Origin of the sequence: Caballeronia sp. GACF4 (assembly GCF_023631025.1) — a bacterium.
GTDB lineage: Bacteria > Pseudomonadota > Gammaproteobacteria > Burkholderiales > Burkholderiaceae > Caballeronia.
The window spans coordinates 60027-84883 of record NZ_JALQDW010000009.1 but is presented as its reverse complement, the minus strand read 5'-3'; the positions used below and the strand labels follow the sequence as shown (position 1 = coordinate 84883).

24 protein-coding genes are annotated in these 24857 nt (G+C 61.7%); 7 read left to right on the top strand and 17 right to left on the bottom strand.

The features are described 5' to 3' along the window. Window positions 1-15 precede the first annotated feature (15 nt). Window positions 16-1266 (bottom strand): glycosyltransferase, encoded by a 1251-nt coding sequence (locus tag NCR40_RS10235; protein ID WP_502800978.1) that lies wholly within the window; start codon window positions 1264-1266, stop codon window positions 16-18. 160 nt (window positions 1267-1426) lie between these two features. Here NCR40_RS10235 and NCR40_RS10230 point away from each other — a divergent pair, with 160 nt between their 5' ends. After that, window positions 1427-1840 carry a nucleoside-diphosphate kinase gene (locus NCR40_RS10230; protein ID WP_250509385.1) on the top strand — a complete coding sequence of 138 codons (414 nt, stop codon included), beginning with the start codon at window positions 1427-1429 and terminating at the stop codon, window positions 1838-1840. Beyond that, the gene (locus tag NCR40_RS10225) at window positions 1837-2898 is read left to right on the top strand and encodes a DMT family transporter (RefSeq protein ID WP_250509384.1); all 1062 of its coding nucleotides are present in this window, start codon (window positions 1837-1839) and stop codon (window positions 2896-2898) included. The genes NCR40_RS10230 and NCR40_RS10225 overlap by 4 nt, the downstream gene beginning before the upstream one ends. A gap of 15 nt (window positions 2899-2913) precedes the next feature. Here NCR40_RS10225 and ureG read toward each other — a convergent pair whose 3' ends face one another. The 10 genes from ureG to NCR40_RS10175 all read right to left on the bottom strand — a co-directional run bounded on the left by ureG (window position 2914) and on the right by NCR40_RS10175 (window position 10222). Next, window positions 2914-3561, bottom strand: a complete 648-nt coding sequence (ureG, locus tag NCR40_RS10220) for an urease accessory protein UreG (protein ID WP_244826002.1) — start codon at window positions 3559-3561, stop codon at window positions 2914-2916. Between the two features lie 32 nt (window positions 3562-3593). Continuing rightward, window positions 3594-4274, bottom strand: a complete 681-nt coding sequence (locus NCR40_RS10215; RefSeq protein ID WP_250509383.1) for an urease accessory protein UreF — start codon at window positions 4272-4274, stop codon at window positions 3594-3596. Next, window positions 4274-4924 (bottom strand): urease accessory protein UreE, encoded by a 651-nt coding sequence (gene ureE, locus NCR40_RS10210; RefSeq protein ID WP_250509382.1) that lies wholly within the window; start codon window positions 4922-4924, stop codon window positions 4274-4276. The genes NCR40_RS10215 and ureE overlap by 1 nt, the downstream gene beginning before the upstream one ends. Before the next feature lie 8 nt (window positions 4925-4932). Further along, a complete protein-coding gene (gene ureC, locus NCR40_RS10205; RefSeq protein ID WP_250509381.1) occupies window positions 4933-6639 on the bottom strand; it encodes an urease subunit alpha in 1707 nt (568 codons plus the stop codon). A 16-nt stretch (window positions 6640-6655) separates the two neighbouring features. Continuing rightward, window positions 6656-6961 (bottom strand): urease subunit beta, encoded by a 306-nt coding sequence (locus NCR40_RS10200; protein WP_250509380.1) that lies wholly within the window; start codon window positions 6959-6961, stop codon window positions 6656-6658. A 4-nt stretch (window positions 6962-6965) separates the two neighbouring features. Next, entirely contained in the window at window positions 6966-7268 is a 303-nt protein-coding gene (gene ureA / locus NCR40_RS10195; RefSeq protein WP_244825992.1) for an urease subunit gamma, read from the bottom strand. Between the two features lie 101 nt (window positions 7269-7369). Next, window positions 7370-8089, bottom strand: a complete 720-nt coding sequence (locus tag NCR40_RS10190; RefSeq protein ID WP_244825991.1) for an amino acid ABC transporter ATP-binding protein — start codon at window positions 8087-8089, stop codon at window positions 7370-7372. Continuing rightward, window positions 8076-8726 (bottom strand): amino acid ABC transporter permease, encoded by a 651-nt coding sequence (locus tag NCR40_RS10185; RefSeq protein ID WP_244825990.1) that lies wholly within the window; start codon window positions 8724-8726, stop codon window positions 8076-8078. The genes NCR40_RS10190 and NCR40_RS10185 overlap by 14 nt, the downstream gene beginning before the upstream one ends. Continuing rightward, window positions 8723-9400: an amino acid ABC transporter permease gene (locus NCR40_RS10180; protein ID WP_244825988.1), complete on the bottom strand. Its 678-nt coding sequence runs from the start codon at window positions 9398-9400 to the stop codon at window positions 8723-8725. The genes NCR40_RS10185 and NCR40_RS10180 overlap by 4 nt, the downstream gene beginning before the upstream one ends. Before the next feature lie 18 nt (window positions 9401-9418). Further along, window positions 9419-10222 (bottom strand): transporter substrate-binding domain-containing protein, encoded by an 804-nt coding sequence (locus NCR40_RS10175; protein WP_250509379.1) that lies wholly within the window; start codon window positions 10220-10222, stop codon window positions 9419-9421. 598 nt (window positions 10223-10820) lie between these two features. On the opposite strand from NCR40_RS10175, the gene NCR40_RS10170 reads away from it, so the two are divergent. From NCR40_RS10170 to NCR40_RS10160, 3 genes are all read left to right on the top strand, one after another. Continuing rightward, on the top strand, window positions 10821-11360 hold the full coding sequence (locus NCR40_RS10170; protein WP_350029295.1) for a sugar dehydrogenase complex small subunit: 540 nt from the start codon (window positions 10821-10823) through the stop codon (window positions 11358-11360). A gap of 110 nt (window positions 11361-11470) precedes the next feature. After that, entirely contained in the window at window positions 11471-13084 is a 1614-nt protein-coding gene (locus NCR40_RS10165; protein WP_250509378.1) for a GMC family oxidoreductase, read from the top strand. Continuing rightward, complete coding sequence (locus NCR40_RS10160) at window positions 13081-14553, top strand: c-type cytochrome (RefSeq protein ID WP_250509377.1); 1473 nt, start codon at window positions 13081-13083, stop codon at window positions 14551-14553. The genes NCR40_RS10165 and NCR40_RS10160 overlap by 4 nt, the downstream gene beginning before the upstream one ends. 33 nt (window positions 14554-14586) lie before the next feature. Here NCR40_RS10160 and NCR40_RS10155 read toward each other — a convergent pair whose 3' ends face one another. The 6 genes from NCR40_RS10155 to urtA form a co-directional block, all read right to left on the bottom strand. Beyond that, window positions 14587-15465, bottom strand: coding sequence for an urease accessory protein UreD (locus tag NCR40_RS10155; RefSeq protein ID WP_250509376.1), 879 nt, complete (start codon window positions 15463-15465; stop codon window positions 14587-14589). Window positions 15466-15525: 60 nt separating this feature from the next. Continuing rightward, window positions 15526-16218 (bottom strand): urea ABC transporter ATP-binding subunit UrtE, encoded by a 693-nt coding sequence (gene urtE / locus NCR40_RS10150; protein WP_250465353.1) that lies wholly within the window; start codon window positions 16216-16218, stop codon window positions 15526-15528. Between the two features lie 44 nt (window positions 16219-16262). Further along, on the bottom strand, window positions 16263-17066 hold the full coding sequence (gene urtD, locus NCR40_RS10145; RefSeq protein ID WP_244828098.1) for an urea ABC transporter ATP-binding protein UrtD: 804 nt from the start codon (window positions 17064-17066) through the stop codon (window positions 16263-16265). 68 nt (window positions 17067-17134) lie between these two features. Beyond that, the gene (urtC, locus tag NCR40_RS10140; RefSeq protein ID WP_250465351.1) at window positions 17135-18331 is read right to left on the bottom strand and encodes an urea ABC transporter permease subunit UrtC; all 1197 of its coding nucleotides are present in this window, start codon (window positions 18329-18331) and stop codon (window positions 17135-17137) included. Between the two features lie 4 nt (window positions 18332-18335). Further along, window positions 18336-19952: an urea ABC transporter permease subunit UrtB gene (gene urtB, locus NCR40_RS10135; RefSeq protein ID WP_244825973.1), complete on the bottom strand. Its 1617-nt coding sequence runs from the start codon at window positions 19950-19952 to the stop codon at window positions 18336-18338. Window positions 19953-20019: 67 nt separating this feature from the next. Beyond that, complete coding sequence (urtA, locus tag NCR40_RS10130) at window positions 20020-21327, bottom strand: urea ABC transporter substrate-binding protein (protein ID WP_244825971.1); 1308 nt, start codon at window positions 21325-21327, stop codon at window positions 20020-20022. A 370-nt stretch (window positions 21328-21697) separates the two neighbouring features. Between urtA and NCR40_RS10125 the strand changes: the two genes are divergently transcribed. Continuing rightward, complete coding sequence (locus NCR40_RS10125) at window positions 21698-24127, top strand: hypothetical protein (protein ID WP_250509375.1); 2430 nt, start codon at window positions 21698-21700, stop codon at window positions 24125-24127. Further along, the gene (locus tag NCR40_RS10120) at window positions 24124-24777 is read left to right on the top strand and encodes a hypothetical protein (protein ID WP_250509374.1); all 654 of its coding nucleotides are present in this window, start codon (window positions 24124-24126) and stop codon (window positions 24775-24777) included. The genes NCR40_RS10125 and NCR40_RS10120 overlap by 4 nt, the downstream gene beginning before the upstream one ends. Window positions 24778-24857 lie beyond the last annotated feature (80 nt).

The following is a 24857-nucleotide window of genomic DNA, read 5'->3' as shown; positions in this document are numbered from 1 at the left end:
GCCAACGGCGATGACTCAGCGTGCCAGCAAGGCCGCAACGCATCGCGCGAAGCGTTCGTTGCTCGCCGCGATGCCGTATTCCTCCGCGCGTTCCAGCGCGCGCGCCTGCATGTCGGCGCATAACGTGTCGTCGGTCAAGACGCGGCGCAGCGCATTGGCCATTTCATCCACGGATTCCACCGGAACCAGCAGACCGAAGCGCCCATCGCCGAGAATCTCGCGCGGGCCGGTCGGGCAATCGCTCGCGACCACCGGTTTGCCGAGCGCGAGCGCTTCGAGCAGCACCATCGGCATGCCTTCGTAGCGCGAACTCAGCACCTGCAGGCGCGCGCGGGCGACGAGCGCATGCGGATTGTTTCGATACCCCATGAAATGCACGCGCGCCGCGATCCCCAGTTCGTTGGCGAGACCTTCGAGTTCGCGGCGAAACGCGCCGTCGCCGACGATCACGAGATGTTCGATGATCTGCTCGTCGCGCACGAGTTCGGCATAAGCGCGCAACAGCGTGCGATGGTCCTTTTGAATTTCGTCGAGCCGCGCGACGGAGACCATATACGGCGCGTCGCACGGCGCTGCTTCGCTGATCTGTCCGTTCTGCCGGATGCGCTCGATATCGATGGCGTTCGGCAACACGAAGATCCGCTTCAGCCCGCTGCCGAACATGGCGCGCGCTTCCGCCGCCATGTGATCGTTGAGCGCCGCGACGCCGTCGTAGCGCGCGAACTGCTCGGCAAGCCGGCGTTGTCGGCGCGGACGGCTGGCAAGCCTCGCGTCGAAGCTGAAATGATTCACGCCGAGCCACGCTATGTCGAACTGACCCGCAAGCCGGCGCAGCGACATGTCGTAATCGACGATCAGCGCATGCTGGCGCGCGAGCGTTTCTACACGACGCTTCACATAGGGCCGCACGACGAGCGTATTGAAGACATCGCGGCCGATGCGCCCGAGCTTGCCCAGGCGCTTCGCGTAGCGCCGCGCCTGAAAGGTGTTGAGCCACGGCTTTTCCGCGAGGATTTCGATCTTCACGTCCGGCGGCACCAGCGCGCGAAAGCGGTTTTCGAACGCGGGCGACGGGTGCATGACGGACAACGTGACGGCGAAGCGCGTGCGGTCGAAGACGCGCAGCCATTGAATCAGCGAGGACTCGATACCGCCATCGCCGAAGTCCACGATGTGGAAGAGGACGGGAACGGGCGTGGAATCGATTCCGGTTTGGCCTGGAAAAGGGTTCGTGGACGGTTGTTCGGACAAAGCAGCAGTGGGCATCATGTATCACGCTCGCAATTTCGGCGCAGGCGAACGTGAGGATCGAGGAAGCCGGTATGCTACCGCACGGGGTGTGGCGATGCAGAAAGCCGCCGGAAAATGCGGCAGAGTTACTGGCCGCGCGTCGTTGAAGATCATCATCGGACGAAGAAGGCACGTCATGGCGAGCGAATGGAAGCGGCGCATCATCGTGTTCGTGAAACGCTTCTGGCAACCGACGAGCGCGTGCATGACCTGCATGCCGGGAAGCTGGATGAACGTCATGAGCCTCGCGCACTGGACGCTGGCTTTCAAGACAGGGCTCGCCACGGGCATTCTCGCTGTGCTGATCACGTTCACGCCGGCGCGCAGGCTGTTTTTGAATCGATATGGCAATGCGCTCGTCGTCGGTGTTCTCACCATGATCGGCGACGCATATTCGCATGCGAATCACTACGGTGTTCCGTTTTTCGAACCTTTGATGACGGGGCTGACTTCCGGTGTGCTGGCGCTCGTCGGGTGGTATTTGTTCGAGGATCGCGGGCGGCGGATACGGGCGGTTTGGAAACATGTAGCCGGACCAAGAAATCGATGACCACTCGCCCGAACGCCGCCTTCACCGCCTTGCTCGCCGCCGCGTTATTCGGCGCGACCACCCCCATAGCCAAGGCGCTCCTAGGCACGCTCGCCCCCTTCATGGTTGCCGGATTGTTCTATCTCGGCAGCGGCATCGGGCTTGCCATCGTGTTGGTCGTGCGGCAGACGCTTTCCGCCACACGCGTCGAGCGTGGCGACATCCGCATCCCGCGAAACGAAACATCGTGGCTCGTCGGCGCCATCGCGGCCGGCGGCGTCGCGGGCCCCGCGCTGCTCATGCTGGGACTCGCCGCCACGCCTGCCGCGACCAGTTCGCTGCTGTTGAATCTCGAAGGCGTGTTCACCGCCGTCATCGCGTGGGTCGTCTTTCGGGAAAACGTCGACCTTCAGGTGTTCCTCGGCATGGTCGCGATCGTCGCCGGAGGCGCGGTGCTTTCGTGGCAGCCGGGCGCGGGCGGCATGACGTCCGGTGCACTGTTGGTCGCGGGCGCGTGCTTTTGCTGGGCCATCGACAACAATCTGACGCGCAAGGTATCGACGAACGATGCCTTCGTCATCGCGTGCGTGAAAGGGCTCGTCGCGGGGACGGTCAATCTCGGCATCGCCTGCATGCTCGGCGCGCGGCTTCCCGATGCGTCGCATATGCTCATGGCCATGCTTACGGGATTTGCCGGATATGGTGTGAGCCTCGTTCTCTTCGTGGTCGCGCTGCGCAATCTGGGCACGGCGCGCACCGGCGCGTATTTTTCGGTTGCGCCGGTTTTCGGCGTCGCGCTCTCGCTGCTTCTATGGCCGGAATCGCCCTCGATGCTCTTCTGGTGCGCCGACGCGCTAATGACGCTCGGCGTATGGCTACATTTGCGGGAACGTCACGAACATGCCCACACGCACGAGCCGCTCGCGCATACGCACCGGCATCGACATGACGAGCATCATCGGCATGAACACGATTTCGAATGGGATGGCGTCGAGCCGCATGTGCATGAGCATCGGCATCTGCCGATCACGCACACGCATGCACATTTTCCGGATATTCATCATCGGCACCGTCATTGACGGCGCTCGAAGCGCCTAAACCAGCAAGCCCTTCTTCTCGATGAAGCCGATCACCGTATCCACGCCATCGAGCGCCTTGAGGTTGCACATCACGAACGGACGTTCACCGCGCATCTTCTTCGCGTCGCTCGCCATCACGTCGAGATTCGCGCCGACATAAGGCGCGAGATCCGTTTTATTGATGACGAGCAGATCCGACTTCGTGATGCCCGGTCCGCCTTTACGCGGGATCTTCTCGCCGCCCGCGACATCGATCACATAGATGGTCAGGTCCGACAACTCGGGGCTGAAGGTCGCCGCGAGATTGTCGCCGCCCGATTCGATGAAGACGATGTCCGCATCCGGGAAGCGCGACACCATGCGATCGACGGCTTCAAGGTTGATCGACGCATCCTCGCGAATGGCCGTGTGTGGGCAACCGCCCGTCTCCACGCCCATGATGCGCTCGGCGGGCAGCGCGCCCGCAACGGTCAGGAGGCGCTGATCTTCCTTCGTGTAGATGTCATTGGTGATGGCGACGAGATCGTATTTCTCGCGCATCGCCTTGCAGAGCATTTCGAGCAGCGTGGTCTTGCCGGAGCCGACCGGCCCGCCCACGCCGACGCGCAACGGCGGCAGCTTCTTGGTTCGACGGGCGGCGGAAGAATAAGCAGGGGCGTTCATGGGCGTTGTTTGAAGTGCTTCGGTTTCTGCGATCAGGAGCGGAAAAGCCGCGAATATTGCGACTCGTGCCGCGCCGACAAAATGCCGAGTTGCGGCGCGAAAGTATTGACCTGGTTCGGCGATGTCGCCAGCGCGCGGCGCACGGCGTCGTCTATCGGCGCGCGTAACGCCACGATGATGCGCTGCCCCGCAAGTTGCCCGAGCGGCACGGCCTTGAGCGCCGCGGCCGCCTGATTCTCGACCCAACCGAACGCGTAGGCGGCGAGCATCGCGTCGGGCGCGGCATCGTGCGCGAAGGCGGCAAAGGCGAACGCCGTCGGTTGCGCAATCGGCTTGATCGCGGCAAGCGTGGCGCGGCGCGCGGCATCGCCCCATTCGAGCGACGCGCACAACTGCGCAAGCGACCAGCCCATTTGCTCGGTCTCGCGGCGCAACTCCGACGACTCGCGGCTCGCGATGTATTCGTCGTTCGCCGCGGTCAAGGCGGCTTCGTCGTGCGCGTGCCAGCGTTGCAGCTGATGCGCGAGAAACGGCAGTTCGCCGCGTGCGAGCACGTTGACGAGCCCGCTTGCAATCCAGTCGCGGGCACTGTCGGCATCGTGGATGAAACCGTGTTCGATGGCCGCTTCGAGTCCTTGCGAATAGCTGAACGCGCCGATAGGCAGCGCAGGCGACGCCAGATGCAGCAGCGCGGTGAGCTCAGCGGTTTGCATCAGTGATCGTGCTTGTGCTTGTGGTCGTGGCCATGATCATGCGAGTGATCGTGGCCGCATTGGGAGTGATCGTGATCATGGGCATCGTGAGCGTGCTTGTGCTCGTGTTCGTGGTCATGGTCATGGTCGTGCGAATGCCCGTGATGCTCGCTATAAACCTTCTGCGCGAGCGCATAGTCCTCGCCGAAGGTTTCATCGTGGCCGTGCTTGTGCCCGCCGCCATAAGCGCCGGTCTCAGGCTGAAACGGCTGCGACTCATGCCCGACGATACAACCGAGACGCCTGAGCATGTCTTCGAGCACCGGATCGGCTTCGAGCTTCAAATACTCCGCGCCGACTTCGACCGGCGTATGCCGGTTGCCAAGGTGATAAGCCGCGCGTGTCAAGAGACGCACGCTCGGCGCCCGCACGATCAGCACGTCCTCCGGCGCGGCCACCACGCGCACGAAACCGCCATCGTCCGCGACGAGCATGTCGCCGTCCGCGAGCACGGTGCCGCGCGGCATCACGAGCGCGACTTCCTCGCCGTGGTCCAGCGTGGCGGCGAGGCGGCTCTTGCAGCGCGCATCGAAGGCGAGCGTGAGCGTGGGCGCGCGTTTGACGAGTACAGGTGCGAGCTTGGCGGTAAGACGTTTATCGATAGTGCGCATGGCGTGCGTCAGAACAGGAAGTAGCGTTGCGCCATCGGCAGAACGGTGGCGGGGTCGCAAGTGAGCAGTTGTCCGTCGGCGATCACCTGATAGGTCTGCGGATCGACGCTGATGGACGGTTGCCATGCATTGTGAATCATGTCGGCCTTCTTCACATTGCGGCAGTTTTTCACGGCGACGACCTGCTTCTTCAAACCGTAGCGATCCGCAATGCGCGCTTCCGCCGCCATCTGCGAGACGAACGTCAGCGACGTCTTGCCGAGCGCGCCGCCGCGCGTGGCGAACATCTCGCGATAATGCACCGGCTGCGGCGTAGGAATCGATGCGTTCGGATCGCCCATCTGCGCCACCGCGATCATCCCGCCCTTGACGATCATCGCGGGCTTCACGCCGAAGAACGCCGGTTCCCAGAAGACGAGGTCGGCCCATTTGCCCGGCTCGATGGAGCCCACTTCATGCGCGATGCCATGTGTGATCGCCGGGTTGATCGTGTACTTCGCGACATAACGCTTCGCGCGGAAGTTGTCATTGCGTCCGGTGTCCTCGGGCAGCGCGCCGCGTTGCACCTTCATCTTGTGCGCCGTCTGCCAGGTGCGAATGATCACTTCGCCGACACGGCCCATCGCTTGTGAATCCGACGAAAGCATGGAAAGCGCGCCCAGATCGTGGAGGATATCCTCGGCGGCAATGGTCTCGCGGCGAATGCGCGATTCGGCGAATGCAATGTCTTCGGCAATCGACGGGTCGAGGTGATGGCACACCATCAGCATGTCGAGATGCTCGTCGAGCGTGTTGATGGTGTATGGGCGCGTGGGATTGGTGGAAGAGGGCAGCACGTTGGACTCGCCGCACACCTTGATGATGTCGGGTGCGTGACCGCCGCCCGCGCCTTCGGTGTGATACGTATGAATCGTGCGGCCCTTGAACGCGGCGACGGTGGTTTCGACGAAGCCGGCTTCGTTCAGCGTATCCGTGTGGATGGCGACTTGCGTGTCGGTGTCGTCGGCGACGGAAAGGCAGTTGTCGATAGCCGCGGGCGTCGTGCCCCAGTCTTCGTGCAGCTTGAGGCCGATCGCGCCCGCCTTGATCTGTTCGACGAGCGGTTCCGCCAAGCTCGTGTTGCCCTTGCCGAGAAAGCCCAGGTTGACCGGCCAGCCATCGGCGGCTTGCAGCATGCGTTCGAGATGCCACGGGCCCGGTGTGCAGGTCGTGGCGTTGGTGCCGGTCGCGGGACCGGTGCCGCCACCGAGCATGGTGGTCACGCCGCTTGCGAGCGCTTCGTCGATCTGCTGCGGGCTAATGAAGTGGATATGCGAGTCGATGCCGCCGGCGGTCACGATCATGCCTTCGCCCGCAATGACTTCGGTGGCCGCGCCGATCGCGATGTTCACGTTCGGCTGAATGTCGGGATTGCCCGCCTTGCCGATAGCGAAGACGCGTCCGCCCTTGATGCCGATGTCGGCTTTCACGATGCCCCAGTGATCGAGGATCAGCGCGTTGGTGACGACGGTATCGACCACTTCGGCGGATGGGCGCTGCGACTGGCCCATGCCGTCGCGAATGACCTTGCCGCCGCCGAACTTCACTTCCTCGCCGTACGTGGTGAAGTCGCGTTCGACTTCGATGATGAGGTCGGTGTCGGCGAGGCGCACACGGTCGCCGGTGGTCGGGCCGAACATTTCCGCGTAAGCGCGGCGGCCGATGCGTAACGTCATATCGTAGGTATCCTGGTCAGAGAGGGCCCATCACGAGGCCATTGAAGCCATAGACATGGCGATCGCCCGCGAGCGCGACGAGTTCGACGGTGCGCTCCTGTCCCGGTTCGAAGCGTACGGCGGTGCCGGCCGCGATGTTGAGACGAAAGCCGCGCGCCTTCTCCCGTTCGAACTTGAGTGCCGTGTTGACTTCGTAGAAGTGATAGTGCGAGCCGACCTGCACGGGGCGGTCGCCGTGATTCGCGACGGTGACCGTAACGGTTTCGCGGCCCACGTTGAGTTCGTGCTCGCCGTCGTCGATAAAGTATTCGCCGGGAATCATGTGCTTAGGGGATCGGATGGTGGACCGTGACCAGCTTCGTGCCATCGGGGAAGGTGGCTTCGATCTGGATGTCGGGGATCATTTCGGGCACGCCTTCCATGACGTCGTCACGGCTTAGCAGCGTGGTGCCGTAATGCATGACCTCGGCGACGGTCTGACCGTCGCGCGCCGCTTCCATGAGCGCCGCCGAAATGAAGGCGATGGCTTCCGGATAGTTCAGCTTGAGGCCGCGAGCGCGGCGGCGTTCGGCTAAGAGCGCCGCGGTGAAAATCAGCAGTTTGTCTTTTTCGCGAGGGGTGAGTTTCATCGGTCAGGGACGTTGACTTCGCTTGGGGGCGGGTGATCTATGCTAGCACTGGTTCAAGGGTGAAATGGGAAATCGAGCCCATGCATCGCGGCAAACGAGCCTCACTGAATGAACCTTTGCAGCTCCACCGTCGAAGGCCGCTCGAAAATCTCTTCGGGCGCGCCCGATTCCCAGACTCGCCCCTGGTGCATGAAGACGACCTTGTCGGAAACCTTGCGCGCGAAGCGCATCTCATGCGTGACCATGATGAGCGTCATCCCGTCGCGAGCCAGGCTTTCGACGACCGCCAGCACTTCGCCGACGAGTTCGGGGTCGAGCGCCGAGGTGATTTCGTCGCACAGCAGCACGGTCGGCTTCATGGCAAGCGCGCGTGCAATGGCCACGCGCTGCTGTTGTCCTCCGGATAGCTGCTCGGGATAGGCGTCGAACTTGTCGCCGAGTCCCACGCGTTCGAGCACGCTATGGGCCGTGGCGCGCGCCTTCGCCTTGTGGATCTTTTTGACGACCGTCTGCGCGAGCATCACGTTTTGTCCCGCTGTCAGATGCGGAAAGAGGTTGTACTGCTGAAACACCATGCCGACTTTCAGACGCAACGCGCGGAGGTCGGCGCGGCGCGCATCGATATGTTCGCCATCGATCTCGATCGAACCTTCGTCGATACTTTCCAGTCCGTTCAAGGTCCGCAAGAGCGTGCTCTTGCCCGAGCCGCTTCGCCCGATGATGGCCACCACTTGCCCTTGCTCGACCGAAAAGTCGATGCCCTTCAGAACCTGATTCGAGCCGAACTGTTTTTGCAGATTGCGGGTTTCAACGAGCGGCATTCCATTTCCTTTCGAGCGTCCGCGCATAGCGCGTGAGCGGATAGCAAAGCACGAAGTAGATGATCGCAACGAGGCCGTACACGAGAAACGGCCGGAACGTCGCGTTCGAGATCATCGTGCCGGCTTTCGTGAGTTCGGTGAAGCCGATGATCGAAACGAGCGCCGTATCCTTCACCGCCTGCACCGCGAAGCCGACCGTCGGTCCAATGGCGATACGCAGCGCCTGCGGCAGGATCACATGACGCAATTGCTCGAAGTAGTTCATCGCCAGGCTGGACGACGCTTCCCACTGACCTTTCGGCACGGCTTCCACCGCGCCGCGCCAGATCTCCGCGAGATAGGCGCTCGTGAAGAACGTGAGACCCACGGTCGCCGCGAGCCACGGCGAGACTTCCACACCAATCAGCGGCAAGCCGAAGAACACGAGAAAAAGCTGCATCAGCAAGGGCGTGCCCTGGAAAATCTGGATGTAGCCCTTCACGATGGTGCGCAAAAACTCCGACTTCGACACGCGCATCACGAGCAGCGCGAAGCCGACGACACCGCCGAGCACGAACGAGACGATCGACAGCACGATAGTCCAGCGCGCGGCCAGCAACAGGTTCTCGACGATCTGAGCGAAAGTGAATTCGATCATCGCGCGGGACTCCGGCTGTTGACGAAAAAGCGCTTGCCTGCCGCGTTCAACGCCGCGCGCAGTATCAGCGCGAGCGCGAGATAAGCCGCCGTGATCAGGAAGCACGTCTCGAACGCGCGGAAGTTGCGCGACTGGATATAGCTCGCCGCGTAGGTCAAATCCGGCACGGAGATTTGCGACACCACCGCCGAGCCGAGCATGGTGATGACGATCTGACTCGTGAGCGCCGGGAACACCTTGGCGATCGCTTGCGGCAGCACGACGTGACGAAAGATCTCGCCGCGCGACATGGCGAGCGAAGCGGCCGCTTCGTGATGACCCTTCGGCACGGCGGCAATCCCCGACCGAATGATCTCGATGCTGTACGCGCCGAGATTGAGGGTCATCGCGAGAATCGCGGCGACGTATTCGCTCAAGTGGATGCCGAGCGCCGGCAAGCCGAAGAACACGAAGAACAGTTGCACGATGAACGGCGTGTTGCGGATGGCTTCGACATAGCCGCCGACGGATGCGCGCAACCACGCACGCGTGCTGTTGCGACCGGCCGCGCCGAGCACGCCGACGGTTACGCCGAGCACCGTCGAGACGGCCGTGAGCGCAAGCGTCGTCGCCGCGCCGCTCGCGAACATGCCCGCATAGTTCGTGAGATCGCCGAATTGGAGTTCATAGGCCATCGCTTGAGCAGTCCTCGATCAGAGGCTTGCCGGCAGCGGCTGGCCGAACCATTTCTTCGACATCGCGCCGAGCGTGCCGTCCTTCTTCGCCTGCGCGATGGCGTCGTTGACCTTCGCGAGCAGCTTCGGCTCGTTCTTGTTCAGGCCGACGAAGCACGGCGAGTCCTTGATGACGAACTTCGGTTCCGGACGGCGCGGCGGATTCTTCGCGATGATCGCGGCAGCCACGATGTTGCCCGCGGCGATCAACTGCACCTGACCCGAGAGGAATGCGGAGATGGTGGCGTTGTTGTCCTCGAAGCGCTTGATGGTGGCGTTGGGCGCCATCTGCGAGAGCGCGATTTCTTCCAGCGCGCCGCGCGTGGCGCCGACGGTCTTGCCGGTGAGATCGGCGGGACCGGTCACCTTGATGTCGGCGGGGCCGAACACGCCCTGGTAGTACGGCGCATAAGGCGCGGAAAAATCGAGGACCTTCTCGCGCTCCGGCGTCTTGCCGAGCGACGAGATCACGAGATCGACCTTGTTGGTGGTGAGGTAAGGGATGCGGTTCGCGCTGTTCACCGGCACGAGTTCGAGCTTCACGTTCAACGCCTTGGCGAGCAGCGCGGCGGTATCGACGTCGTAGCCTTGCGGCTTCATGTCGGCACCCACGAAACCGAAAGGCGGATAGTCCTCGGGCACCGCGACGCGCAGCGTGCCGCTCTTCGCGATGTTGTCGAGTGCATCGGCATGTGCGGCGAGCGGTGTCAGTGCGAGGAGCGGGGCGGCGAGAAGCGCGGCGAGCGCCGTGCGGCGGCGGGCGAGAGCAAGCTTGATGTGCATCGAAGATCCTTCGTTCTTGAATCGACCGCGTTGGAGAGCGCGGCTTCTGAAGGATGTCTCAAGCGAAAGTCATGCCATTACGGCCCGCGGCTTGTGGGCAGGAGGATCCGGCGTGGCGGCTGTATGTGCTTGCACCATCGCGGGGCGCGCGGGTGCCTGTTCTTGGTGCGCAAAGTTCGGGCGGCGGCACTGTCTTATTGAACGACATGCGGATTCGTTTCCGCTGCCATGCCATCCCGGTGAAAGTCGCGCGAAATGACTCGTGCGGCTGGATCGTAAACTCGGACGTGTCCGCTTGCTGAAAATGTGAATTTACGTCGTGCCGACGCCTCGATGCACTAATCGTAAGTACCTGTCTGGCAAAATGAGCCACCCGTCGAACGTGCCGACCCGCGCTTGAAGCTTCGCCTGTCATGGCCGCAAAGCGCCTCGTTCAATGTATCGCCACAGGCCGAATGCCGGCCATGTGTCCGCTCAACGAAGCCTCATGTTTGACCTCTATGTCTGCCGATAAAAAACGCCTGGAGTCGCTGCACGACTCTAGCGTCGTATCCTTCCCGCACACTTCCGCCTCGCTCTTTCCGATACGCCAAACCCGTTGCGCAGATTGATCGTCGGTGGTGTCGTCGCTTCATTGACCCTGGTTCCCGCGGTCACGTTCATGCGTCCCGTCTTTGCCGCGGGCGCAAGCTCGGGTGCGGACGCCGCGACCACTCGTGCATTCGCCGATGTCTCGCGCTATCTGATCGGCGAGCGCTCGCTCGACCCGACGCAGACATCTCGACTCCTGCAAGCGCTGCTCGACGACGATGCCGGCTTCGGCGCCGCGTGCCAGCAACTGGCGGCGTATCTCACGGCAAACAAGCCCGACCCGCTGCATCTGCAAGCGGACCTGGACGCGGCCAAGGCTTCTTATGCCTCCTTGCCGCGTCGTATCGTGACGGCCTGGTATGTCGGCGTGGTCGGCGATGGCGAACGTGCGCGCGCCATCACCTACACGACCAGCCTGATGAACCGCGTCGTCGAAGACCGCCTGCGTCCGCCGAGTTATGCCTACGGCGGTTATGGCGCTTGGCGAGTCGATCCCCGCACGGTGAGCCTGCCGCCGCTCGTGGCTCCCGCTGCCGCGCGCGTGTAGCCAGCAGAACCCGCACTGCCGGTTTTCCGGCGCCAAACACACTCCAAACGTTTCCCATCCATGCCCCGGCCCGCAGCGCACGCGCGCCGGCACTTTTCATTGCCTCGAACATGTCCTCTCAAACCAACGTGCCGAACAGCGCCGATGTCGTCGTGATCGGTTCGGGGATCATCGGGTCGCTTGCCGCGCAAAAAATGGCGCAGCACGGTGCATCCGTCTTGATCCTCGAGTCGGGTCCACGCATCACGCGCGAACAGATCGTGGCGGGCTTTCGCAACTCGCCTCGCAAGAACGACTTCATGTCGCCGTATCCGTTCTCGTCGTGGTCGCCGCATCCGGTCTACAAGCCGACCAAGAACAACTACATCGTGCAGAACGGTCCGTATCCGTACGAGCCGGAATATATCCGCGCCGTGGGCGGCACGACGTGGCACTGGGCGGCGCAGGCTTGGCGCGTCCTGCCCAACGACATGCGTCTGAAGACGCTATATGGCGTGGGCCGCGACTGGCCGATTGCCTACGAAGACCTGGAGCCGTTCTATTTCGAAGCGGAAGTGAAGATGGGCGTCTCCGGCGCACCCGACAACGGTTCGCCGCGCAGCAAGCCGTTCCCGATGCAACCCGTGACCGAATCGTATCTGGAGCAGCGCTTTCGCGAGCGGCTTGCACCGGCGGGCATCGCGGTCATCACGAACACGACTGCACGCAACAGCCGCACATACGATGGCCGGCCAGCCTGCTGCGGCAACAACAACTGCATGCCGATTTGCCCGATCGATGCGCAATACCACGGTGGCCTTGCAGCCGATGCCGCCGAAGCCTCGGGCGTGAAGCTGCTGCCGAACGCGGTGGTCTACAAGATCGAGCACGATGCCAGCGGCAAGATCGTCGCCGTGCATTACTACACGCCCGAGAAGGCATCGGTTCGAGTGACGGCGAAGACCTTCATTCTGGCGGCGAACGGCGTTGAAAGTCCGCGCCTCTTGCTGATGTCGGCAAGCGACAAGTTCAAGAATGGTCTCGCGAACAGTTCGGGCACCTTGGGCCAGAACCTGATGGATCATCCGAGCAACTCGTTGACCTTCGACGCGCAAGACGAGGTCTGGGCCGGTCGCGGGCCGATGAGCCCGTCGTCGATCCAGTTGATGCGCGATGGCGCGTTCCGCAGTGAACACGCGGCGTTTCGCGTCGACATCGGCAATTCGTCGCAGGTGTTGTCCATTACGCAGGACCTGATTGGCAAGGGTGTCTATGGTCCGGAACTCGAGAAGCAATTGCGCGAGCGCGCGGCGCATCAGGTCAGCCTGAAGAACGTGCTTGAAATCTTGCCCGACCGGCGCAACAGGATCTATCTCAGTGATCAGAAAGACGCGCTCGGGCTGCCGCGTCCGGCGGTCGAATATCGCATGAGCGATTACGTCGAGAAGGGCATGCAGGCGTCGAAAGCCTTCTACCTGAAGGTCGCCGACCTCATGAGCGGCACCAACCTGCGTCACAGTCCCGATGGCGTCTACAGCAACAATCAGCACATCACCGGCACGCTCTCGATGGGCGCGGACCCGGCCGATTCCGTGTGCGACGCCTGGGGCCGCACGCACGATCACGAAAACCTCTTCCTCGCGAGTACCGGCGTCATGCCGACTGCCGCCACCGTCAACTCGACGCTCACGGGTGCCGCGCTCGCGCTGCGCACTGTCGATCACATCGTGAAGGAAGCGCGATGAAGCACGAACACATCATGTCGCGAACAAGCGCAGTCGAACGCCATGCGTTCGTCATCGGAAGTTTCATCAAGCGTGCAATGGCGGCTGGCGTGGCTGTCGCCTCGCTTGCCATCGGGTGGATGCCGGCGAGCGCTCACGCGGAAGCCGCCGTCGATGAATCCGCGTTGATTCAGCGTGGCGAGTATCTCGCGCGCGCGGGCGATTGCGTGGCCTGTCACACGGCGACCGGCGGCAAGCCGTTCGCGGGCGGACTGGCAATTGCCTCTCCCATGGGCACCATCTGGTCGACCAACATCACGGCATCGAAGACGCACGGTATCGGTTCCTACACCGAGGCGCAGTTCGCCGATGCCCTGCGCGCCGGCAAGCGTGCCGACGGCGCGCAGCTTTATCCGGCGATGCCGTACACCTCGTTCGCGAAGCTCACCGATCCCGACGTACACGCGCTTTACACGTACTTCATGAAGGCCGTGCCCGCTGTGGATAGCGCCGTGCCGCACACCGATCTGCCGTTCCCGTTCAGCATTCGGGCATCGCTCATTCCGTGGAATCTGCTCTTCGTCGACAAGGATCGCTTCAAGCCCGACCCGCAAAAGAGCGTGGAGTGGAATCGCGGCGCTTATCTCGTCGAAGGCCTTGCGCATTGCAGCGTCTGTCACACGCCACGCAATCTGCTGATGGCGGAGCAGACCTCGCGTGGCTTGGCGGGCGGTGCGGTCGGCGCGTGGTACGCGCCCAATATCACGTCCGACACGACGAGCGGTATCGGCGGATGGAGCGAGCAGGATATCGTCGCGTACCTGAAAACGGGCGTCGTGCGGGGCAAGGCGCAGGCAGTCGGCCCGATGGCGGAGGCCGTGAATCACAGCCTGCAGTATCTGACCGATGCGGACCTCGGAGCGATCGCCACGTACCTGAAGACGGTTCCCGCCGTCCACGACGACGCCGATACGCTCGCGCTCGACGTGGCGTCCGGCCTTATCGAAGATCCGGATGCTGTGCGTCAGACGCCGTGGCCCGCCGACCCCGAACGGCTGAACGGCCCGCAACTCTACGATTCGAATTGCGCGAGTTGCCATCAGGCGAGCGGTCAAGGTACGGCCGATGGCCAGCTGCCGCCGTTGTCGCATAACTCTGTGTTTCGCAACGGCCAGCCGAACAATGTCGTGATGTCGATTCTGCAGGGCGTGTCGCATCCGGAGTCCGCAAACCGCGCGTCTGATAGCGTCGACATGCCCGCCTTTGCAGACCGGCTGTCCGATACGCAGATCGCCACGTTATCGAGCTATCTGATGCAGCAGTTCGGGCGCCAGAATGTGCAGGTGACGGCGCAGGATGTGGCGACGTTGCGTGCCGGTGGTCCGGTCTCGCCCATGGCGAGCGCTGCGCGTATCGGGCTTGGCGTATTGATTCTCGCCGCGCTGTTTGCCGTCGTGCTGTTCGTAAGAGCCCGGCGTCGAGTGCGCTAAGCCAGTGTTTCAACGAAGCGGCCGCTTGCGTCCTCACGTCGTCCAGAGCCGCAACGGCTGCGCCTTCACGCCATGCACGAGAGGCCGCAGCCGCAACCAGCATTCGGTCATCGCGCGTTGCAGCGGCTCCATCGAGTGGCTGATGGCGCGCACGATCAACACGCCAGGCGTAATGCACGATGCAGCCGCGCGCAACGTATCGGCGAAAGGCAGTTCGGCGGTGAGGGCTTCGGCGAGCGCATCGTCGCAAGCCGGGCCTATCGCCCATAGCGTGCCGTAAGCGGGAAAGCGTGCGAGTCCTTGCGCCGCATCGCAAAGAGAATCGGTCGCATCGAGCAGGCTGCGTTCGAACCAGAGCGGCTTGCCATCGGCATGCGCAATGCGCGATACCGCTTCGATATGTCCATGCGTCCAGCGCTCGCCCGCCGCCGCGCGGCCAAGCAGCATTGCGTCCCAGCCGATGGCGCTCGCGCCTTCGCCGAGCGTCAGACTGAAGTCGAGCTTCACGTTCGACGATTCGAACACGATGTTGTTCTGCGGCAGCCAGTCGAGCTTCGCATGCGCGGCGAGCGCGATATCTATACGCTGCGTCGCGAGCTTGCCGTTGGCCTTGTACCACTTGGTCGAACCGGGCGTCGTGACGACGGCATGCGTGTCTTCGCCGAGCTTCACGTCGATGGAGAGCCGGTCGCCGCCCGCGACGCCGCCCGGCGGATGCACGATCACCGCGTGGCAGATGCCGTCTTCCGGATAGAGCGGACGTTGCAGCCTGAGCGGCCCTTCGTGTTTGCGATGCGAAAAGACCGTGCGCCCATGCTTCTGCTCGAAACCGAGTTCGAGCCGGCCGCGCCAGACGTTTGGATCGGCGTCGATTTGCGCGGCAGCGAGCGCCGCGTGCGATTCATGATGCATGAGCGAGCAGTGACTAGTGAACTGAGCAGACGAGGTGAGCCGCCATGTTAAGCCGAAAAGTCAGACGGCGATCAACTCTCGCACACCCTGTTCATCCATCTCGGAGCCCGCGCCGCCCGCGATGATCTCGCCGCGGCTCATCACCCAGTAGCGGTCGGCGAGTTCGCGCGCGAAGTCGTAGTACTGTTCGACGAGCAAGACCGTCATGCCCATTTCATCGACGAGTTGGCGCAGCGTCCTGCCGATGTCGCGAATGATGGACGGCTGGATGCCTTCGGTCGGTTCGTCGAGAATCAGCAGCTGCGGTTCGCTCATCAGCGCGCGGCCGATAGCCAGTTGCTGTTGCTGACCGCCCGAAAGGTCGCCGCCGCGCCGGTTTTTCATGTCCTTCAGCACCGGAAAGAGCTGATAGATGTGATCGGGAATCTTCGATGGCGACTTGCGGCTCGCCGCGCCGACCAGCAGGTTCTCTTCCACGGTGAGGCGGCCGAAGATGTCCCGGCCTTGCGGAACATAGGCGAGGCCATTCGTCACGCGCGCATGCGTGGGCATCGACGAAATCTTCTTGTCGCGCCAGGTGATGGTGCCGCTGCGCGTCGGCACGACGCCCATCAAACATCGAAGGAGCGTCGTCTTGCCGACGCCGTTGCGGCCGAGCAGCACCGTCAGCTTGCCATCGGGGACGGTCATCTTCACATCGCGAAGAATGTGGCTGCCGCCGTAGTACTGATTCAGGGATTCGACTTCTAGCATGGGTGCCTTGGGCTTCGCTCTGGTGATCTGTGCGGGCGGTGAGATCAGCGTCCGAGGTAGGACTCGATCACCGCTTCATCGCGCTGAACGTCTTCCAGCGTGCCCTCGGCGAGCACGCTGCCTTCGGCCATGACCGTGACCTTGCCATCGGCGCCCGCGAGCGCGGCGACGAACTCCATGTCGTGTTCGACGACCATCATCGAACAGGAGCCGCGCAGTTTGTTGAGCAGCTCGGCGAGTTCCATGGTCTCGTGATCGGTCATGCCGGCAGCGGGTTCGTCGAGCAGCAAGAGGGCAGGCTGCTGCATCAGCAACATGCCGATCTCGAGCCGCTGCTTTTGCCCGTGCGACAACTCGCCCGCGAGCCGCGTGGCCTGATGATGAAGGCGAATCAGCTCCAGTGTCTCTTCGATACGTGCCTGCGCCGCGCGGTCGAGCCGCGAACGCAGCGACGCGAACCAGCGCTTGTCCGTTTTCATCGCGAGTTCGAGGTTCTCCCACACGGGATGATTCTCGAACACCGTGGGCTTCTGAAACTTCCGGCCGATTCCAGTACGCGCGATCACCGGCTCCGACATGCGCGTGAGGTCGAGTGTCTGTCCGAGAAAGACCTTGCCCGTATCGGGACGCGTCTTGCCGGTGACGACATCCATCATCGTGGTCTTGCCCGCGCCGTTCGGGCCGATGACGCAGCGCAGTTCGCCCACGTCGATCGACAAGGTCAGTTTGTTGAGCGCTCGAAAGCCGTCGAAGCTCTTGGTCACGTCTTCGAGGTAGAGAATGGTGCCGTGCGATACGTCGATCTCGCCGGGCGCGAGCACATGGCCGAGCCCGGTGATGCCGTTCATGTTGCGTTCGTTCGATTCCTCCGATTGCGGCAACGGCGGCAGATCGACGATCAGTGCGTTATGTGCGGTCATTCTGCGGCGTCTCCTGCGTGAGCCTTCTTGCGGCGCGCCATGTCGATGAGTCCCATGATGCCGTTCGGCAGAAGCAGCGGCACGAGCGTGAAGATGAGGCCGAGGAAGAACAGCCAGTATTCCGCGAAATAAGCGGTGAAGAAGCTCTTCGCGCCATTCACGGCGAACGCGCCGATGATCGGGCCGATGAGCGTTCCGCGTCCGCCTACCGCAACCCAGATCGCCATTTCAATGGAGTTGGCGGGCGACATCTCGCTCGGATTGATGATGCCGACTTGCGGCACATAGAGCGCGCCGGCAATGCCGCACAGCACCGCCGACACGGTCCAGATGAAGAGCTTGTATGCGAGCGGGCTGTAGCCCAGGAACATGAGACGCGTCTCTCCGTCGCGCACGCCGGTCACCACACGTCCGAGCTTCGAGGTGACGATCCAGCGCGCCGCGAGAAACGCGAGCACCAGCACCGCGAACGTGATGAGAAAGAGGCCGGTGCGTGTGCCCGGATGCGTGATCGGAAAGCCCGCGATGCGCTTGAAGTCGGTGAAGCCGTTATTGCCGCCGAAGCCCGTTTCATTGCGATAGAAAAGCAGCATCGCGGCGAAGGTCATGGCTTGCGTGATGATCGACAGATACACGCCCTTCACGCGCGAACGGAACGTGAAGAAGCCGAACACCCACGCGAGCACGCCCGGCACGAGCACGACGAGCAAAAGCGCATACCAGAGATGCTCCGTGCCTTCCCAAAACCACGGCAGCTTGTGCCAGTCGAGAAACACCATGAAGTCGGGCAGGTCGCTCTGATACGTGCCTTCGCGACCGATCGAGCGCATCAGGTACATGCCCATTGCGTAGCCGCCGAGCGCGAAGAACAGCGCGTGACCCAGGCTCAGAATGCCGCAGTAGCCCCACACGAGATCGAGCGCAAGCGCGCCGATGGCATAGCACATCAGCTTGCCGATGAGCGTCATCGCATACGCGGACAGATGGAACGTGCTCGTTTCCGGCAGCACGAGCGCGGAGACCGGCACGACGATGCCCATCGCGATGATGAGCGCGATTAGCGCGATCCAGCCGTTGCGCGGCAAGAGCGCGGCGCGCGGCGGCAGGCCGAGCGCGAAGCCCGCGCGGGCGGCGTTCTCGTCGGGTTGCGGCGCGACGTCGAGATTGGCTGAGAGATTGGTCGAGGCAGTCATGGAATCAGGCCTCCGCGCTGCGGCCCTTCAGGGCGAACATGCCTTGAGGACGCTTCTGAATGAACAGCACGATCAGCACGAGCACCGCGATCTTCGCGAGCACCGCGCCCCAGAACGGCTCGATCGCCTTGTTGACGAGACCCAGTCCGAAGCCGCCGATCACCGTGCCTGCAAGTTGACCGACGCCGCCGAGCACCACGGCCATGAAGGAATCGATGATGTAGCTCTGCCCGAGATCCGGTCCGACGTTGCCGATCTGCGAAAGCGCGCAGCCGCCGAGTCCCGCGATGCCCGCGCCGAACGCGAATGCATACGAATCGACACGCGAAGTCTTCACGCCGACGCACGCGGCCATGCGGCGGTTCTGCGTGACCGCGCGCACGAAAAGCCCGAGCCGCGTGCGCGTGAGCACGCCCCATGCAATCGCCACGACGGCGAGCGAGAAGGCGAGAATGGTGAGCCGGTTATACGGCAGGATCAGATTCGGCATGACGGCAATCCCGCCGCTCATCCACGAAGGATTGGTCACCTGCACGTTCTGTGCACCGAAGAGCGTGCGCGTCGCCTGAATGAGGATGAGGCTGATACCGAAGGTCGTCAGCAGCGTTTCGAGCGGACGTCCATAGAGATGCTTCAATACGAGGCGCTCCAGCACGATGCCGACGAGCGCCGCCGCGGCAAACGACGCGGGTACGGCAAAGAGCGGATACCAGTTGAACGCGGCAGGCGCGTAATGCTGCACGAGGTTCTGCACGACATATGTCGCGTAGGCGCCGATCATCAAAAACTCGCCGTGCGCCATGTTGATGACGCCGATCAGACCGTACGTGATGGCAAGACCGAGCGCCGCGAGCAACAGCACGCTGCCGAGCGAAAGGCCCGCGAACAGCGTGCCGAAGATTTCGCCGCGATGCTGAATCGAATCGAGGTCTTCGATGCCCGCTTGCGCCGCGGCCCGCACGCGGTCGTCGGGTTCGTTGAAGGTGCCGTCCGCTTTCTTCGCGACGAGCGGACGCAGCAATTCGTACATGTCGAGATCGTGCCGCGCGGCGACGAGCTTGACCGCGTCCAGTCGCTTGGCGACGTCGGCGTCGTGCAGGGCGGTCATCGCCCAGAGCGTGTCGAGACGCTTCTTGAGCTCGGGATCGGTTTCGCCGGCGCGTGCGCGGTCGATCAGCGGCTTCATCGAAGGATCGGGATTCTTCAGGAGCGCGGCCACTGCATCGCGACGCTTGGCGATATCCGGCGAAGCGAGCTGCAAGCCCGACAATGCGCCGTTCACTTTCGTGCGCAGGATGTTGTTGAGCGTGATCGCCTGCGCGTCGGGCGCTTCGACGACCTTGCCGGTAAGCGGGTCCTTGTTGCCGTCGTCGGTCTGCAGATAAACGTGGCCATTGTCGGTGGCGACGAGCGAGCCGTCCGCGAGCGCGGAGAGCACGGCGACCGAAGGCGCATCCGCGTTGGCGATCAGCTTGTCGATGGCCGCGGACTTCGCCTCGAAGTCGTCGGCGGCGAGCGGCGCGAGATCGTCGCTGGTGAGCGCATGCGCGGAGAACGGCGCGAGCGCGATGAAAAGCGCAAGCAGCATACGCGGGAAGAGGCGGGCGAACGAACCGGTCATGGTGGCCTTTCTGATGGTGACTGGCCGCGCGCGATGACACGCGCGGCCCTTTCCTCGACTCGATACGTCAGGCCGTGCGCGTGCGCGCGCGGCGCAGGAACGAGGGAATCGAGCTGACCACGTCCGGCTTGCCCTGATTGCCGGCGATATACGGGCTCCACGGCTGCGCGCGGATGGCGGTCTTCGTCTTCCACACGACGTTGAACTGACCGTCGCCGCGAATTTCGCCGATCATCACGGGCTTGTGCAGATGGTGGTTGCCATCCATCGTCAAGGTGAAGCCCGAGGGCGCGGCGAAGCTCTGGCCGATCATCGCGACGCGCACCTTGTCCACATCGGCGCTCTTTGCTTTCTCGACCGCCTGCTTCCACATGTGGATGCCGACGAAGGTCGCTTCCATCGGATCGTTGGTCACGCGCTTGTCGCCGCCCGGCAGATTCTGCGCCTTGGCGTACGCGAAGAACTCCTTCTCGAACTTCGTGTTGTTCGGGTTCTTCACCGACATGAAGTAGTTCCATGCGGCGAGGTGGCCGACGAGCGGCTTCGTATCGATACCGCGCAGTTCTTCTTCACCGACCGAGAACGCGACCACGGGCACGTCCGTCGCCTTCAGGCCTTGATTGCCGAGTTCCTTGTAGAACGGTACGTTCGAGTCGCCGTTGATCGTAGAGACGACAGTTGTCTTTCCCCCTTGGGAAAAGGTCTTGATGTTCGCGACGATGGTTTGATAGTCGCTATGTCCGAACGGTGTGTAGACCTCTTGAATGTCCTCATCCTTGACTCCTTTCGAATGAAGGAAGGCGCGCAGGATCTTGTTGGTCGTGCGCGGATACACATAGTCCGTGCCGAGCAGGAAGAAGCGCTTGGCACTGCCGCCTTCCGCGCCCATCAGATATTCGACGGCGGGAATCGCTTGCTGGTTCGGCGCCGCGCCCGTGTAGAACACGTTGCGCGACATCTCTTCGCCTTCATACTGCACGGGGTAGAAGAGCAGGCCGTTGAGTTCCTCGAAGACCGGCAGCACCGACTTGCGCGACACGGACGTCCAGCAGCCGAACACGACGGCGACCTTGTCCTGCGTCAGAAGCTGACGGGCTTTTTCGGCGAAGAGCGGCCAGTTGGACGCCGGGTCCACGACCACCGGTTCGAGCTGGCGACCGTTCACGCCGCCGCTCTTGTTGATATCGGCAATGGTCATGAGCGCCGTGTCTTTGAGCGACGTCTCGGAGATGGCCATGGTGCCCGACAGCGAATGCAGGATGCCGACTTTGATCGGACCCGTATCGGCGGCTTGCGCCTTGGTGATCGGAAGCTGACCCGCGAGGGCGAGCGCGCCCGACATGGAGCCGAACTTCAGCAGACTGCGTCGTTTCATTTGTGTGTTCCCCTTGCCGATGTGTATTTGCTTGACGTGGTGTGAGCGTCGACGCCCGCTACCAGCAAGGGGGTTCTGCAAGTGCTATGCCAATCGGGGGCTTTTGACCGATGGCTATGGGTTTGCGGAGTTTTCGGGAAGGAATTACAGCGTGACGGAGGCGTCTAGCGCGATTGCTTTTGGTGCATGGTGGCGACGCGTGCGTCGTCGTGGTGCGCGGGTGCTTTATACAAGGAGCGACTCTGTCCTAAGCAGTTTGAGGATTATCTGAAATGTCCGCGGAAAAGCGATTCCGCCCTGCGTTTCGTTCCGGTTTTCCGCAACAATCCGGCACTACCGTAATCAGCAGGTAGCCTTGCCGAGTCCACCAATGATCATTAGCCCCCCTTTACTTCCCGTCGAAGGCCTGATCACGCCCATAGAAAAATGGAAGACCGATCCAATGATGGATAAGGTCGATGACTTCGAGTTATCGCATAGTGGTGTTTTCCCAATCGCATTCGATCGACGCTGGCATTGCGGCATGCATCTGGTGCCTTTCGCGGGCGATGGTCAACTCGAACCGGTGCGGGCGATCGCAGATGGAGAAGTCGTTGCTTATCGCGTCGCTTTGAAGGCCGTCTCGGATGGCCAAACAAATTCCGACGGCAGCCTTGCGCTCAACAGCAACATCGGCTTCGTGCTGCTCAAACACGTGACCGAAACAGGCGAAGGCCGCACCATCACCTTCTATTCGCTTTACATGCACTTGCTTGACGTCATCAGCACCAATGCGCTTGCGTCGCAGCCAAATAATCCGATGCCTGAGAGTTCCCCCGGTGCGCTCGCCGCTTGGCTGCTCAGGGAGACAGAAGGCGTGCAAGCGGGCGGTGGAAAGAAGGTTTATCGGAAGGATCGCCTGGGTTTTGTCGGCCAAAGTCAGGGTGAGAAGCATCTGCACTTTGAGATCTTCATGACCGAGGCGGATTTCACCGCGTGGTTCGATCAGGTGGGGCATAAGGTTGCGTTGGGTGATGCACAGCCAAACACGCCAGCGTCGAAGGACTATTGGGGGCACACATACTTTGTTATTCCAAAGGGCTCCACGTTCATGAGCACGCCGCCGGGCCAAGGAAACCTGAAGACGAAAGGTCGCACACCCAAGCTGCTTTTCCCCGCACTGAACGCAGGCGCTTTGGATGCCAACAGCACGCTTTACGTCGAGACGTACTTTAGCCGGGGCGAGCGTTTCATGCGTGCGTGGATTGACAAGGGCGATCGAAAGCTTGTTTCGCTGACTCCGGAACCTGTGCAGGATGAATTCGCGGAGTATGAATATGACCTTTACGAGCGCGCAACCACGCTATACGAAGCGTGCCCAAGCGAAGGCTATGAGTTGCTCCGTTTCGGCCGCATCCTGAGCACGGATACACCGACCTTGCCCGCCGGCAATCGAGCTACTTGGGTCGAGGTACCGTTTGCTCAAGGTACGACGGGCTATATCGACGTGAATTTGGCCAGCATTCAAAAGCTGTCGGATGCAGACTTCCCTTTCTTCATGGGCTGGCAGAAAATCGAGGAGGGCAATACGCCGTTCAATCAAGAGGGGTTTTGTGGCTATGACGAGCTTTGCACGATTGCGGGTGTGACCGATACACGCCTAGCGTTACATGCCCAAACGCCAACGGAGTTCGACCATGACCAGCGACTGGCGGCTTATGTGCGTGGCGAGGCGGAAGTGCGAGTCAAGCTCAAGGGCTTTATTTGTCACGCCAAAAGCGAATGGGATACGAGCAACAATGAGGAACGCTTCCGTGCGCTGAATGAACCGAATGGATTCTTTGGTAAGCGCAAGGAGACCGATCCGCGTGGCTACGAAAACTTCCTCAGCTTCGTCAAGCAGTTTCAGTTTATAAAGCAGACGCCGCTAGGCGAGGCGAATAAGCTTTGGTTTTTTCATCCGACGGCGTTTATTCGACACTTTAGGAAGTGTGCGTGGTTGAGTGAAAAAGAGTTCAAGCAGCTAGTACCATCTTTTACGGTCCGTAAGCACGGCGGGCAAACATTGTGGGAGCTAGTCCCAGGCACTTTCACTAGCGGAAATATCTTCAAGAACCAGCGAGTCGTTTTAAATCGCATGATGTGCACCTACGGCATCAACACGCCGTTACGTATGGCAAGTTTTTTTGGCAACGCTATTCAAGAATCTCAATGGTTGCAACTACTGGAAGAGGGCTCTCCTACAACTCAAAGATATTACCCTTGGTTTGGGCGCGGCTTCCTACAGCTGACATGGGCAAGCAACTACCTCGACTATTGGGATTTTCACGGGCGAGCATCACAAATCCCGTCAGCTGTACGTGTACAACTTCTCACTGCGCAGCAAGCGGCAGATCGTCCACGGAGCAACGATGTTTGGCAAGCCACTGAGACTGCTCTTACACCTGACATGCATAAGTGGCGGGCAAACGTCTCGCTTCCGGATCAGTCGGATGCCGCGTTGAGCGCAGGCTTTTACTGGGTGAAGCTGCGGATGGCCAGGTATGCCGATGAGCCGCATGTACTGGAGCGAGTAGGGCTTACCGCAAATCGACGTGCGCATAGTTACTACCGCAGCGCTAGTTTTTGGAAAGCATCGGCATCGGTGAACTTGCCAGGGGCAATCGATAGTCTCTATTCGATACGGCTTAACGGATTTGAGGCGCGCTGTATGGCTTACAACGTGGCTCTCGCAGTCTTATCCGAAGTGAAATTCCCGATCGCGCCGGGTCAGGCGGCAGACGCGCCAGATTACGATATTCTGCGAAGAGGCCAAAGATGAACAAAAAATTATGTCTGCTATGTGGCTCTAAAGCTTGCCAGTTAATCGCAAAAGGCTTGGCCGTCTGTTTCATTGCTCTCGGGCTGCACAGCGCTTCATCCGCAAAGTCTGAACCAAACGAGCGAAAGGAATTACTTGTTAGCAGCGGTAACCATCATTGTTCCATTGGATTCAAAGATCCTTACGGAGGATGGATATCCGGCAACAGCTATGCGGTAGACGACTTGCCGTACAAAAAAACCGGCATCGGGAGTCTTGCAATTACCTTCGTTTGTCTAAGTTCGTCCGATGCGGGCTCAATTCGCGACTACACCTTGGCTCGATATGACGCACAGAAAGGACGTTGGTTCAGGGATTTATCGGGGGTGTCTGCACGCGACAAGAAGGTGTTGGTTCCGGCTGTGCAGTGGCTTTCGGTAAAGGCTGTTGGAAGTTCCGGTTTAGTAGTGCTTCAGCGCATGATCGTCGGTGATCCGCAAAATCGAAGTGTCTCATTAGGGTTCTGTTTGCTTCGCGCAGCCGTGGCCCTGTGCGGCAGCGCACCCGTCGTGGCGGTACCCCGCTTTAGCAAGACCGGAGTAATACCGGAGGCGTTGAAGATTATCGAGTCGATCGAGTTCCTCGACACGCCCGGCAAGACTCCTACATAGGAGCTTATAAAGCGCGGGAGTGCGATGCATCATCGCGGCGATGTACCGCCTGCGCCATAATAGGAGAGCCGCCTCGTTTC

Coding starts and splice junctions, on each gene's coding strand:
- urtB (WP_244825973.1), bottom strand. CDS start 19,952: ATGACCGGTTCGTTCGCCCGCCTCTTCCCGCGTATGCTGCTTGCGCTT.
- NCR40_RS10230 (WP_250509385.1), top strand. CDS start 1,427: ATGGCGAGCGAATGGAAGCGGCGCATCATCGTGTTCGTGAAACGCTTC.
- NCR40_RS10200 (WP_250509380.1), bottom strand. CDS start 6,961: ATGATTCCCGGCGAATACTTTATCGACGACGGCGAGCACGAACTCAAC.
- urtD (WP_244828098.1), bottom strand. CDS start 17,066: ATGAACGGCATCACCGGGCTCGGCCATGTGCTCGCGCCCGGCGAGATC.
- urtC (WP_250465351.1), bottom strand. CDS start 18,331: ATGACTGCCTCGACCAATCTCTCAGCCAATCTCGACGTCGCGCCGCAA.
- NCR40_RS10190 (WP_244825991.1), bottom strand. CDS start 8,089: ATGCCGCTCGTTGAAACCCGCAATCTGCAAAAACAGTTCGGCTCGAAT.
- NCR40_RS10120 (WP_250509374.1), top strand. CDS start 24,124: ATGAACAAAAAATTATGTCTGCTATGTGGCTCTAAAGCTTGCCAGTTA.
- ureG (WP_244826002.1), bottom strand. CDS start 3,561: ATGAACGCCCCTGCTTATTCTTCCGCCGCCCGTCGAACCAAGAAGCTG.
- NCR40_RS10125 (WP_250509375.1), top strand. CDS start 21,698: ATGATCATTAGCCCCCCTTTACTTCCCGTCGAAGGCCTGATCACGCCC.
- ureA (WP_244825992.1), bottom strand. CDS start 7,268: ATGAAACTCACCCCTCGCGAAAAAGACAAACTGCTGATTTTCACCGCG.
- NCR40_RS10185 (WP_244825990.1), bottom strand. CDS start 8,726: ATGATCGAATTCACTTTCGCTCAGATCGTCGAGAACCTGTTGCTGGCC.
- NCR40_RS10180 (WP_244825988.1), bottom strand. CDS start 9,400: ATGGCCTATGAACTCCAATTCGGCGATCTCACGAACTATGCGGGCATG.
- ureE (WP_250509382.1), bottom strand. CDS start 4,924: ATGCGCACTATCGATAAACGTCTTACCGCCAAGCTCGCACCTGTACTC.
- NCR40_RS10165 (WP_250509378.1), top strand. CDS start 11,471: ATGTCCTCTCAAACCAACGTGCCGAACAGCGCCGATGTCGTCGTGATC.
- NCR40_RS10225 (WP_250509384.1), top strand. CDS start 1,837: ATGACCACTCGCCCGAACGCCGCCTTCACCGCCTTGCTCGCCGCCGCG.
- NCR40_RS10155 (WP_250509376.1), bottom strand. CDS start 15,465: ATGCATCATGAATCGCACGCGGCGCTCGCTGCCGCGCAAATCGACGCC.
- NCR40_RS10235 (WP_502800978.1), bottom strand. CDS start 1,266: ATGCCCACTGCTGCTTTGTCCGAACAACCGTCCACGAACCCTTTTCCA.
- ureC (WP_250509381.1), bottom strand. CDS start 6,639: ATGACGTTACGCATCGGCCGCCGCGCTTACGCGGAAATGTTCGGCCCG.
- NCR40_RS10175 (WP_250509379.1), bottom strand. CDS start 10,222: ATGCACATCAAGCTTGCTCTCGCCCGCCGCCGCACGGCGCTCGCCGCG.
- urtE (WP_250465353.1), bottom strand. CDS start 16,218: ATGCTAGAAGTCGAATCCCTGAATCAGTACTACGGCGGCAGCCACATT.
- NCR40_RS10215 (WP_250509383.1), bottom strand. CDS start 4,274: ATGCAAACCGCTGAGCTCACCGCGCTGCTGCATCTGGCGTCGCCTGCG.
- NCR40_RS10160 (WP_250509377.1), top strand. CDS start 13,081: ATGAAGCACGAACACATCATGTCGCGAACAAGCGCAGTCGAACGCCAT.
- urtA (WP_244825971.1), bottom strand. CDS start 21,327: ATGAAACGACGCAGTCTGCTGAAGTTCGGCTCCATGTCGGGCGCGCTC.